This is a genomic window from Polluticoccus soli, assembly GCF_029269745.1.
Lineage (GTDB): Bacteria > Bacteroidota > Bacteroidia > Chitinophagales > Chitinophagaceae > Polluticoccus > Polluticoccus soli.
The window spans coordinates 99,807-112,167 of the sequence record NZ_JARJHT010000002.1 but is presented as its reverse complement, the minus strand read 5'-3'; the positions used below and the strand labels follow the sequence as shown (position 1 = coordinate 112,167).

Sequence of the window (12,361 nt, the reverse complement as noted above, 5' to 3'; positions counted from 1 at the left end):
CTCTCAAAATTAGCGTAAAATGCGAGAATATCACAATTGGTTATATAAATTTAAAATGCCAACAAGAACAAGCCCAGCGTTAAATGCAGACACCCGGCAGGTGCCGGGTGTCGTTGAAAATATAACCGAGGTCGCGAGCGGATTCGAACCGCTGTAGAAGGTTTTGCAGACCTGTGCCTAGCCACTCGGCCACGCGACCTTGAGGGGATTGCAAAAGTAGTAAAAAAACACTTCCGTGCAATAGCTTGTTAGTAATTCGGTTGTGTTTACCCTAAAAACGCCTTAGAGATCGTAACACAGCAGTTTATACGAGCGCATTTTTGTGTCGATGACCCGCAGGCTGCGCGACATTTTGGGGATAAACTGCTTTGCCGGCACCAGGAAATAAACCCGCCGGTATCCTTCGGCAACGTAAAAATGGCGATTATTCCGGGCTATCTCCTCCACCTCGTGGTAATGATTGTACCCGCTGGCCACTGCCGGCATGCTGAGCCCCGTTCTGAAAAAGTCCTCAGCTGTCCGCACCACCAGCAAGGCTTTGCTTCTGTCTCCGGCAATTATTCCCTTCAGTTGGATGTGCTCCTTCCCGGAGCCATTTCGCTGGCTCACCAGGAAATGGTTGAAGACTTCCCCACGTTCTACCACCGAAGCTGTGTCATATTGCTTTTTCAGTGAATACAATGCTGTACCTGAAAAAATAAAGGACAGGACGAAGTACCCACCTACAATCCAACCGCCGAGTGGGTTTCTCAAGCCCTGGCACACCAGCATGGGTGTCACTACCATTACCGCGGGCAGGATCAGCCGTTCCTCGTTCGATATGTCGGCGTGTGTGTAGGTAAACCATCCCCATGCAGCGCAATAGAACAACAAGATCGCGAACCCCAGCATTTTCCATTCGCGCGAAAACTGTTGGTCACGCCACACCTTATAGAACACCAGCAACACGGGGCACACCATCAGCACACCTATTGCCAGTGCTTTTGCCGAGAAAGCTCCGGCGTACAATTCGTTCATCGTAACAGCAGGTAGCCTGTACATAAGCGCGTTGAAACTAAACGGCGAATTCAACACCGTGATGATGGGATACAAAAGGAGATTGGCCTCGCGCAGTCCCGGAGGCGCAGCCACCTGCAACGGTATCATCGGCGTATCGCCGCGCGAATAAAAACTGACATAGGCCACACCCAGCAGCAAGCTGAAGACTACCCCAGGCACTGCATGGTATACTACCTTCTTCGGACTGAACTGGCGCGAATCGGCCTGCCGCCACACTTCTGCCACAAAAAAGAATATCACGGCAAACGCAGCAAACACCACATAGCTGTTCTTGACAAACATCCCCAGTGAGTGCACCAATACCATAGCCAATATATATCCCCACCACCCCATCCTTCCATTTTGCTGCCGGTGATAATTTATTAACGACAACAACAAAGCCGGCACCAGGAAAAACACCCATACATCGGCGGTTTTGTACACCAGCAGCACGCCATGAAAAAACCGCTGCACAAATATCAGCAGCATGCTCAGCGCAATTACGACATCGGGAATATGGAACTTTCGCAGGAGCCGGATGTACAGAACGCTTCCCGCCATCAATGCGGTGTACTCTGTGAGGAGCACGCCATACCCAATATTATTAAATGGCTTGCCCAATATATAAGGTACCAGGTACTGCCCCGGCGCATGCCAGGCGTAGAACCGTTTATGCATCATCCCCGAAGGGTCGATCTGGTAATAGTAATTCGCGCCCTTGCCCAGCAAGGCATTATTCAGCGATAAAAATCCCGCTATTGCGTCCGACTGCACCAACGGCATGCATACGATACCGGTGATCATGTATGCGAACAGCACAAAAAAAGCGCATACGAATATTGTTCGTGCATTCTGGTGATAGAACATGGTACTGCCGTTTTAAAACAGCATTAAACGCAAATCTATCCCCAGTCACTGCCTCCATGCTCGTGTGTTTAGCATGTTTGGCAGGCTTATCCTAATCTTCTACATTTACGCCCAGTTTATGTATCCTGATTTTCAATACCTACTCCAAAATCTGTTTGGAACCGAGATGCCTGAATGGCTGAGCATCTTCAAAACCTTCGGCTTTCTCGTTGCCTTATCTTTCCTTGGTGCCGCGTGGACGCTCACCCAGGAACTGAAGCGTAAAGAATCGCAAGGCCTGCTGGTGCCCGAATTTGAAACCATAGAAGTAGGCCACCCCGCCTCGGCCAATGAATTGTTCTGGGCGGCTTTCCTAGGTTTTATACTGGGCTATAAGGTGGGTGGTTTTTTCGGCAATGCTGCTACCATAGCGCCCAACCCCATGGGTTACCTGTTCTCACTACAGGGCAATGTAGTGATAGGCATAGTAGGCGCACTGCTAATGGCTTACAGCAAATACGCCGAGAAGAAAAAAGACCAGCTGCCCGAACCTAAGACCAAACGCGTAGCCACTTACCCGCACCAGCGCATTGGCGAGATCGTGATCATCGCCGCCATAGGTGGATTGGCCGGCGCCAAGATCTTCAACGCGTTTGAAACATGGGATGACTTTATTGCCAATCCTGCCGAAAGCCTGCTCTCTTCATCGGGACTTACTTTCTACGGCGGATTGATAGTGGCGACTGCTGCCCTGTGGTGGTATGCAAGAAAGCACAACATACCGTTCAAACACCTGTGCGATGCGGCAGCACCGGGCCTTATACTGTCTTACGGACTGGGCCGCCTTGGCTGTCACTTTGCCGGCGATGGCGACTGGGGCATCTTCAACAGCGCATATGTAACCGGCGCCGATGGACACCTGCACGCAGCTACAATGGCCGATTTCCAACAGAGCGTACTTGAAGCGGGTCAATACTTCCGTTCCAACTTCGGTATGCACGTGCCGCAGAAATATGCACCGGCCCCAGGCTGGCTGCCCGACTGGATGTTTGCCATGAACTATGCCCACAATGTAAACAACGAAGGCATAGCCCTCGCAGGCTGCACCGGCAACTACTGTGCCGTACTGCCCGCAGGCGTGTTCCCTACCCCGCTCTACGAGTTTGCTACATGTATGATCTTGTTTGCTATCCTGTGGTCGCTACGCAAAAAGCTGAAATATGCCTGGCAAATGTTTGGCCTCTACCTTATATTCAACGGCATCGAACGTTTCTTTATCGAGAAGATACGCGTGAACTATAAATACGACTGGGGCTTCCTGCACCCCACCCAGGCCGAGATCATAGCCGTGGTGATGGTCATCCTGGGCATCCTGCTCCTCGTCTTTGCAGGAAAGAGGAAGGAAGAAATAATAACCGACACGGTAAAATCATAACAACAAAAACGCCCCTCGATCGAGGGGCGTTTTCGTTTATAGATCTTCATAACTCCCCTCCTCAGATGAGGAGGGGCACACCGGCAGAGGGCGACCAGCCCGTTGCCGGTCGGGGTGGTTGAAACGTTGAGGGTTTAAACTTCGGCTGAAGGAACATTCCTCAGCCATCCAACCACCCCGGTTTGCAACGAGCCCTTCAGGCTCTCTGCAAACTCCCCTCCTTAACTAAGGAGGGGAGTTTGTTCACGTAATCGCACTCCACTAAATAAATAATTTATTATATATTTGCAGTAGATAAAAACCTTAACCCCAATGCCCGCCATCCTGCATTACATCATGAAAAAAAACACCAAAAACGGCGAACAAAAGCTAACAACCGAGCGCAGCGAGCTCGTGAGCACCTTGAAAAAAGACATACAAAAGCTAACCAATTGGGAGCAAAACTCAAGCCCAGCGTAGTGTTCGGCGAGTAACAATTCAGAACCGTTGTAACAAAATCAGCGGGATCCTTAAAATCATTCAGATCAGCGGTTCAGACAGAAAGAACAACAAACGGCAACAAAACAAGCTATCTGGCAACAAAAACTATAACCTATGAAACACTCTATTCCACCCAAAGCCAATACAGGACTAGATTACGCCTCCGTGAGCTCGCGACATTGCAACAACAAATCGAGAATTCATGACAAAAACGGCAACAATTGCTATCAACACATAGAAAACTACTTAATCAGACGACAAACCATCAACCAAAATCAACAAACACCCGTCTATTATAACAAATTATATAACTCAACCTAAACACTATATCCTTATCTTTATTTTATGGCAAAGGCCCTCAGAAACAGATTAAATACAGCGCTGGCCATGGCGGCGCTGGTTGTTATAGCATCGGTTACAGGTTGTAAAAAAGGTGGAGACGAAGAACCGGGCCCCGACCCGACACCCCAAGAGCTGTTCTCCTACAAAGTAGATGGTGTACGTGATACCTCAGTAGAGCGTATTGGCGAAGTGCGCCTGCAGCTGAGTGTAAAACCGCTGGCCGGCAAAAGCGACGTGGTGAAACTGAACGCTGCCGACCTGCCACTAGGCGTTAAAGCCAGTTTTACACCCCAGTCCGGCGTGCCACCGTTCGTATCGGTGATGACGCTAACTGCCAACAAAACACCCGAAGGCAAATACAATTTCTACGTAACTGATTCGGCCAGGGGCAAGGGTATTTCCAACCACCCCATGTCGCTCACCATAAGGCCTTATGTGAATTTTGCCGTGGCTTTCAATGGAACTTATACAGAAGCTCATAATTGCTCACAGTCAGGACCAACAGAGTTCCCTGTGTACATTGAGCCGGTGCCTACATACATTAACCGCATCATTATCAAGGGCTTCTGGACCAAGAGCTGGTCACAGTCCATCTTCGCCGATCTTAACCCGCAGAACAAAACAGTGAATGTGCCCGTGCAAAAAGCCGGCGGCGTCACTTACCAGGGCCTCGGCACCTTCAACGACAACGAGATCGTGATCAACTACACCGTGGTCGATTCATCCGGCCTCGTGAACGAGTCTTGCCAGGCTACCTTCAAGCAGTAGCAGTGTACTTCGTATGATTTTTGTGGTGTTGTAACAAAAATCAGCAAAGTATTTTGATACTGAAACGGTTGAAGGGGTGTTGCCGCATGCTACTGCTGCTCTGCACGATAGTGCTCGCCTGCCCGTTGCCGTCATCAGCCCAGCGCAAACTCGACTCGCTGACGCTGGATAGTATCAAGGTCTTCAAGAAAAGCAAGTGGCTGTCGGGACTATGGAAAAAGGGCCTGGACGCCATCACCCGCAATCCCAACGACACCGCGGCATGGAACTCTACCCTCAACACTCTGAGCGAGAACCCATACAAGGAGTACGATGGTAGATACATCAGGGACATCACCATCACCCGCATCAGCTTCAAACAGGGGATCAAAGACTCCACCCGGAAAATGGAAGTGCTGGCCTACAACGTAATGCACGCCCTGCACCCCAATACCCGGGAATGGGTGATACGCAACCACCTCTTTATAAGGCCGGGCACCCGCCTCGATCCCTATCGTACGGCAGACAACGAACGTTTCCTTCGGACGCTCAACTTTATACAGGATGTGCGCATAGTGGTGAAGCCGGTGAACGGATCGGATACGGTGGATATAGAGGTGATCACTAAAGACCTGTTCACTTTGTCGGGCGGATTCGACATCGGCAGCCTGCAGCGGGCAACCGTCGAGGTGCAGGAACTGAACCTGCTGGGCATGGGCCAGCGCGTCAAGCTGCGCACCTTGCTTCATGGCGACAGGGACCCGGTGTTCGGCTACAAGGCTGAGTACACCAAGTATAGCATTGGCGGTAGCTTCATCAATGGCTATTTCGGGATCTTCACAGCCGGCCAAACCCTATTCGACCAATGGGAAGAGGAACATGGGTATTATGTCAAGCTGGAACGACCGCTGGTATCGCCCAACACAAGGCTGGCAGGGGGATTGATCTATGCTAAAGGCGAGTCAATAAAAGCTTATGAAAAGGGCCGTGCCGACAGCATGTTCTTTAAATACGACAGGCGCGCTTACGATGGCTGGTTTGGCTATAACCTCATCACCGACAAGCTCATAGCCAATCGCATCCGCGACAGGAAGTTTATATCGGCCAGGTACGCACGCAACATCTTCGATCAGGTGCCGGAGCAGGTGACGGGGTTCGACCCTATCTTCAATAATACCGAAACGGTATTGGGGCAGATCACCTTCTTCCGGCAGAACTTCTATAAGACCAACTATGTATTTGGCTTCGGAATCACGGAGGATATCCCATACGGTTACAACGTTTCGGTAACGGGCGGCTGGCAAAAGCAATTGTGGCTGGAGCGCCCTTATGCCGGTATCAAAGCCGACAGGTATTATATCTCGCCGGGCAAGGACTTCTACCGGTTCTTCTTCCGGACGGGTGCTTTTTACCGGGGCTATACACTGGAAGATGCGGGGTTGCTAATAGGCACCAACATGTTTACCCGGATGTTCACCGCTGGCAGCACGCGTATCAGGCAGTTCAGCAGCGTGAGCTATTCGGGAATCTTCAACCGTTATGCCGGAGATGTATTAAGGATCAACAACCCGTTTGGCTTGTACAACTTCAACTCCCGCTGGATAACCGGCGATCAGCGTATAGGCGTTCTGTCTGAAACGTATTTCTACCTGAAGTATAGCATCCTTGGTTTCCGGTTCGCACCCTTCGTTACAGTGAATGCAGTGACCATCACGCCTGAGCAGGAGAGTTTTCAGAAGGCTGATATATACACTGCTATTGGCGGTGGTATCCGCGTGCGAAACAATGCCCTGGTTTTCGGTACTATGGAACTGAGAGGGTTATACTTCCCAAGAGATGTTGCCGGCGAACCTTCGTACAAGATATTGCTGAACACCAACCTGCGCTACAGGTACAACAGCAACTTCGTGGTAAAGCCTGACATCATCACCCTAAACCTGGATGATGGCTTGTGATTTAAGGAAGTGTTACGTCGGTCTTGCCCGATTGTTTGCTGATATGGCAGCAGTCGGCTGAGATGGTGTAAAGCTCGTTGACAACTTCCTGCCCGCCACGCTTACCAACGAAACGGAACTCTGCGGTGGATTGTGCCAGCTTCTTCTGGTATCCGTCGTCAAGTACTGTATAGCTGCCAATGGTAGTTGAGTTGGCGTCGTGAGTTATCTGTTCTCCAGTCTTTACGCGTATTGTGTACGCTTCATCCAGCTTTACCGGGTTGCCCTCATTGTCGTTTACTTGCAATGTGATGCCTCTGAACTCCATGGTGCAAATAACACCGTTGCAGCCTTTACCGGGAGAGGTTGTTGAGTCCTTGCAGGACATATAAATGAATAGCGGACTAAAGCAGACCACCAGTGCAAAAGCTATACGGGATCTCATGTCGTTTTGTTTTGAGGAAGAGCTCCAATACTGTGCCAGTAAACAAGACTACTGTACTTCTACTGTACTTCTACTGTACTCTCAATGGCTTCGAGGGACAGGTCTTCACCACCATCTATTACACCGAGCACTGAATATTTGCCCTTTGCCAAAGACTTAGGCAGCTCATAACGCACCAGGCGGCGCTGATCAGGGAACATCGGGAACTCAAGAGCTTCTACCTTTGTCTTTTTACCATCCGCCAGCGAAGTAACTTCAAGGTAAGATTTACACTCCAGCATGATCTCGCCGGTATTTTGACAAACAAGATTGTATGCGTTTGGCGTAGTGTCAACAGCAGGTTTCAGGTCGTAGATCTTTACTTCTTTCTTCGTGAGTGTAGGTGGTGTTTGGTAGATGTGTACGCCGATACGCAACAGGTTACGCACCGATGTTTGTGGTGTTTTGCTGGCGGCGGCTGTTTGTTCCTGCACGGTTTCAATAAACAGCATCGACCATTTCATCTCGTTTGCTGCCTCTGCTGAATCAGGCACAGCCATCTTTACCGTTACAGTGGTCGACTGCCCAGGTTCTAACTCTATGAAGTTCCGGTTAACCGTTACCCAACGTGAAGCAGAACGGGGAATCGTATTGGGCTCATAATATTCGTGACCACCCAGGCTATCACGTATCCAGTCGTTGAAGTACAACCTGAACTGAACCTTTGCTTTAGAGCTGTTGGTTATGTTTACTACTTGAGCTTCGCTTTGGCCATTGGCCAGTTTAAAATCCAATGTAGTAGGATACGCGCCGAGATTTTGTGCGACGCTGCTGAAAGGCAACGCGATAACACAAATAATGGCCAAGATGAAAATATTAAGCCTGATCATAGCTGGACACAAAACAAGCACATTTCAATCTAAAATACAAGATTATTGCATGTTTTTATTGTAAATAAGCCGCGTAAATACGCAATTATCACAGCTTTATAGTATATCAATATTTGCAAAGGGTATGTTAAGCAAACTCAATTCCTTCGCTATGTAAATTTACAGGCCTATTTTTACGGCGTTCCGAGTTAGGGATAATATTCATGAGGTTTCCCCTGGTCATATTGTTAGTGCTGCTATCACTGCATGGTTATTCGCAAAACCTTGATAACTATATCCAGGTCATATCCAATACCAGCCTGAATTTTAGCCTCAATACCGTGGCTAAAATAGAAGCTGATCAAACCATTAGCAATGCGCTTACTCTTCAACTTTCCTCTAAGGATAAGAACCGTGAGGTATATGCCAGGGTATCGTCGGTGACCAGCCCATCAGGTTTCACCCTTACAAGTCCATACCCAGTTAAGCTGCTGTTTGTATCGCACAATTCATCCAATGTCAGCAACCTCGTGAGCACAGCACTTCAGCTCACCAACACTGACCAACGTTTGTTTTCGCAGAAGAAACTAAATTCTGACGTCCAGTTCATATATAGTCTGATCTTCGCAGCCACCAACTGGAGCTATCCTCCTGGCAATTATTCATTCACGATTTTATATACATTGACGCCGCCGTGAGGATATTTGCTTTCATATTGGTTTTCCTGTTTTGCGCTGTCGGCAGCCGCGCGCAATACGCGTGGACTGGAACAGCTACCGCTACTGCCACCATCGACAGCATGTATGTGATCACCGCGTCGTCACCATCAACGGTTACCTTCGGAAGTGTCAGTGACCTGGCGAGTGGCAAAACCATCACAAGTTTTTCGACCATCACCGTCAAATGCAATTACAACTGGCAACTGGCAGTAAAAGCCTCCACGACTAACTTTAGCGCCACCGGTGGTGGCGCCAGCACCAACATGCCGGCCAGCGTCCTTAAGCTCAAAAAATCTACCAGCGGGTCATATCTGACTATTTCCACATCTAACCAAACAATCGCCAGCGGTACCCGTGGCTCCACATCTACCAGCGGCAATACATTTACCATTGATGCCCTGGTTGAACCCGGCTTCGTCTACAATGGCGGCACGTATAGCATTGTATTGACATATACGCTCACCAAACAATAGGGGTAAAAAACGGGTGATACCAATTTCGCCCCTAAAGCCTATTTTTACGGGGAACACAAATTTCCACCTTGTTATGAAACGCATTTTTCTGGCCTTAACGGTTGCAGTTGCGCTTTACGGCCCTGCGGCAATGGCCCAGGCAAAACTTGTAGAGAAAGTCTCTGCAGACAAATCAGGTAAGAACCTGGTTATTCCCTACGAGAAATATGTATTACCCAACGGTCTTATTTTGATCGTACATGAAGACCATTCTGATCCGCTGGTGCACGTTGACGTTACCTACCACGTAGGTTCTGCTCGCGAAGAGATCGGCAAATCCGGTTTCGCACACTTCTTCGAGCACATGATGTTCCAGGGTTCAGACAACGTAGCCGACGAACAACATTTTTCAATAATCACCGAAGCAGGTGGTGAGTTGAACGGTACTACCAACCGCGACCGCACCAACTATTTCGAAACTGTACCTAGCAACCAGCTGGAAAAAATGCTGTGGCTGGAAGCCGACCGTATGGGCTTCCTGCTGGACGCTGTTACTCAGAAGAAATTCGAAGTACAGCGCGCTACCGTAAAGAACGAGCGCGGTCAGCGTTACGACAACGTTCCTTATGGTTTGGTTAGCGAGGTGACTTCTAAGAACCTGTATCCATATGGCCATCCTTATTCATGGTTGACTATTGGTTACGTAGAAGACCTGAACCGAGTAGATGTTAACGATCTGAAGAACTTCTTCATGCGCTGGTACAGCCCGAACAATGCGGTGGTAACAGTTGGTGGTGATGTGACTACCAAAGAGGTAATAACACTGGTAGAAAAATACTTCGGTTCTATACCAAAAGGACCGGAAGTAAAGGACATGATGCCTGAAACATTCACACTGCCGTCAACAAGGTATGTGTCGTTTGTGGACAACTATGCCAAACTGCCTCAGTTGCGTGTTACTTTCCCTGGCGTACCAGCTCATCACAAAGATGAAGCTCCACTTGACGCCCTGGCAGATATCCTTGGTGGCTACAACAACAAAAACTCCATCATCTACCAACAACTGGTAAAAACACAGCAGGCGGTTAACGCTTTCGCGATGCACCCAACCAGCGAGCTGGCAGGTGAGTTCTCTTTCGCGATCACACCGTTCCCTGGCAAAAAACTGTCAGATATGGACGCTGCTGTGCGTGAAGCCCTGGCTACTTTTGAAAAGCGTGGTGTAACCGATGAAGACATCGAAAAATTCCGCAACGCCCGCGAAGCAGAAATGATCATGGGCCTGGAAAGCGTATCGGGTAAAGTGTCGCAACTGGCGGCTTACCAAACATTCGAAGGCAACCCTAACTACCTGGCGGCAGACCTGGACAGGTACAAAAAGGTAACCAAAGAAGATGTAATGCGCGTGTACAACCAGTACATCAAAGGCAAACATGCAGTAGTTGTTAGCGTGTTGACAAAAGATCAACCTGAAAACAAAGCGGCAGCCGATAACTACACTGTATCTGAAGCAGGCTATAAAGCTCCGGATTATGGTTACAATGGCTTGAAATATGTAAAAGCTAAAGACAATTTCGACCGCAGCAAAATACCTGGCAATGGGCCTAACCCTGTGGTGAAAGTGCCTGACTTCTGGCGCAAGGAACTGCCGGGCGGTATCAGAACCATCGGCACCAAAACAGACGAAATACCTGTGGTGACTATGACGCTGAAATTTAAAGGCGGTAGGATGATGGATGCTAACGATCCATCGAAAGCAGGTTTGTCTAACCTGTTTGCAGCCATGATGCAGGAGGACACTAAAAACTACTCTGCTGAACAACTGGGAACTGAGCTGGAAAAACTCGGTAGCCAGATCAACATCTACACGACTCTCGATGGTATCGAAATGTCTGTAACGTCTCTGACGAAGAACTTCGATAAGACGATGGCGCTGGTACAGGAACGCATCCTGAATCCTAAGTTCACAGAAGACGCGTTCAACACCAACAAGAACCGCTTGCTGGAAACTATCAAGAACAACATGAACAGGCCAGGATACCTTGCCAGCACTGCTTACCAAAAATTGCAGTTTGGCAAAGACAACGTTCTGGCATGGCCAACAATGGGCACTGAAACCACGCTGAAGAATATCCAGCTGGAAGACATTCAGAATTACTACAACAACTACATCTCGAAATCAGGTGCACAGGCTGTAGTAGTGGGCAACATCAGCCAGGACCAGGCGCTGAAAGGCATCAACTTCCTGCAGCAGCTTCCTGCCACAGAAATAAAACTGCCAACACTCGCTGCAGCTCCTGCAATTGAAAAAACCAGGATCTATTTCATCGACGTTCCTAACGCGGCTCAAACTGAGTTCCGCATAGGTTACGTTACTGACATGAAATATGACGCTACCGGTGACTATTACAAAAGCACGGTAATGAACTATCCGTTCGGTGGTGCGTTCAACAGCCGTCTGAATCTTGACCTGCGCGAAGAACGTGGCTGGACATATGGCGCACGCAGCGGTTTCGATGGCAATAAATACACTGGCAGCTACACTTTCGGTTCGGGCATTAAAGCCAACGCTACAGATAGCGCTATGGTAGACATCCTGAAGATCATGAAAGAATACCGCGAAAAAGGTATCACTGCACAAGAGCTGAGCTTTACGCAAAACTCAATGGGCCAGGCTGATGCCCGCAAATACGAAGAAGGCGAGCAAAAAGCAGCATTCCTGTCTCGTATACTGGAATATAATCTGCCTGCCAACTTCCCATCAAAGCAAAACGAAATACTGCGTAATATGACCGCACAGGACGTGCACAGGCTCATTACGCGCTACATCCCTGATGTAGACAAAATGAACGTATTGCTGGTGGGCGACAAAGCACGCGTTATGGAAGGTCTCCAGAAACTCGGATACGAGATCGTGGAGCTTGACCGCAATGGCAACGCCATAGCAAAATAATTTTTAATTAGAGCTTTAATAGTACGGGCCGCCTTTCCAGGCGGCCTTTTTCATTCATATTCAATTTTCAGATACTGTTAACTTATTATTGCTGCATAACTATTACATTCGCAGTCTAATCT

The 12,361-nt window shown here is 48.8% G+C and carries 10 protein-coding genes and 1 tRNA gene; 7 read left to right on the top strand and 4 right to left on the bottom strand.

The features are described 5' to 3' along the window. Window positions 1-128 precede the first annotated feature (128 nt). A tRNA-Cys gene (locus P2W83_RS11040) sits at window positions 129-199 on the bottom strand. A gap of 83 nt (window positions 200-282) precedes the next feature. After that, window positions 283-1,905, bottom strand: a complete 1,623-nt coding sequence (locus P2W83_RS11035; protein WP_276133792.1) for a hypothetical protein — start codon at window positions 1,903-1,905, stop codon at window positions 283-285. A 118-nt stretch (window positions 1,906-2,023) separates the two neighbouring features. On the opposite strand from P2W83_RS11035, the gene P2W83_RS11030 reads away from it, so the two are divergent. The 4 genes from P2W83_RS11030 to P2W83_RS11015 all read left to right on the top strand — a co-directional run bounded on the left by P2W83_RS11030 (window position 2,024) and on the right by P2W83_RS11015 (window position 6,843). Further along, window positions 2,024-3,319, top strand: a complete 1,296-nt coding sequence (locus tag P2W83_RS11030) for a prolipoprotein diacylglyceryl transferase (RefSeq protein WP_276133791.1) — start codon at window positions 2,024-2,026, stop codon at window positions 3,317-3,319. 312 nt (window positions 3,320-3,631) lie between these two features. Continuing rightward, a complete protein-coding gene (locus P2W83_RS11025; RefSeq protein WP_276133790.1) occupies window positions 3,632-3,778 on the top strand; it encodes a hypothetical protein in 147 nt (48 codons plus the stop codon). A 366-nt stretch (window positions 3,779-4,144) separates the two neighbouring features. Further along, on the top strand, window positions 4,145-4,909 hold the full coding sequence (locus P2W83_RS11020; protein ID WP_276133789.1) for a hypothetical protein: 765 nt from the start codon (window positions 4,145-4,147) through the stop codon (window positions 4,907-4,909). A gap of 86 nt (window positions 4,910-4,995) precedes the next feature. Next, window positions 4,996-6,843 carry a BamA/TamA family outer membrane protein gene (locus P2W83_RS11015; protein ID WP_276133788.1) on the top strand — a complete coding sequence of 616 codons (1,848 nt, stop codon included), beginning with the start codon at window positions 4,996-4,998 and terminating at the stop codon, window positions 6,841-6,843. A 1-nt stretch (window position 6,844) separates the two neighbouring features. Here P2W83_RS11015 and P2W83_RS11010 read toward each other — a convergent pair whose 3' ends face one another. Beyond that, window positions 6,845-7,267 (bottom strand): hypothetical protein, encoded by a 423-nt coding sequence (locus P2W83_RS11010; protein ID WP_276133787.1) that lies wholly within the window; start codon window positions 7,265-7,267, stop codon window positions 6,845-6,847. A gap of 59 nt (window positions 7,268-7,326) precedes the next feature. Beyond that, window positions 7,327-8,112, bottom strand: coding sequence for a fimbrial biogenesis chaperone (locus tag P2W83_RS11005; RefSeq protein ID WP_276133786.1), 786 nt, complete (start codon window positions 8,110-8,112; stop codon window positions 7,327-7,329). A gap of 227 nt (window positions 8,113-8,339) precedes the next feature. On the opposite strand from P2W83_RS11005, the gene P2W83_RS11000 reads away from it, so the two are divergent. From P2W83_RS11000 to P2W83_RS10990, 3 genes are all read left to right on the top strand, one after another. Continuing rightward, window positions 8,340-8,813: a hypothetical protein gene (locus tag P2W83_RS11000; RefSeq protein WP_276133785.1), complete on the top strand. Its 474-nt coding sequence runs from the start codon at window positions 8,340-8,342 to the stop codon at window positions 8,811-8,813. After that, window positions 8,810-9,307, top strand: coding sequence for a hypothetical protein (locus P2W83_RS10995; RefSeq protein ID WP_276133784.1), 498 nt, complete (start codon window positions 8,810-8,812; stop codon window positions 9,305-9,307). Before P2W83_RS11000 ends, P2W83_RS10995 begins: the two co-directional genes overlap by 4 nt. 73 nt (window positions 9,308-9,380) lie before the next feature. Then, on the top strand, window positions 9,381-12,239 hold the full coding sequence (locus P2W83_RS10990; protein WP_276133783.1) for a M16 family metallopeptidase: 2,859 nt from the start codon (window positions 9,381-9,383) through the stop codon (window positions 12,237-12,239). The last annotated feature ends 122 nt before the right edge of the window (window positions 12,240-12,361 follow it).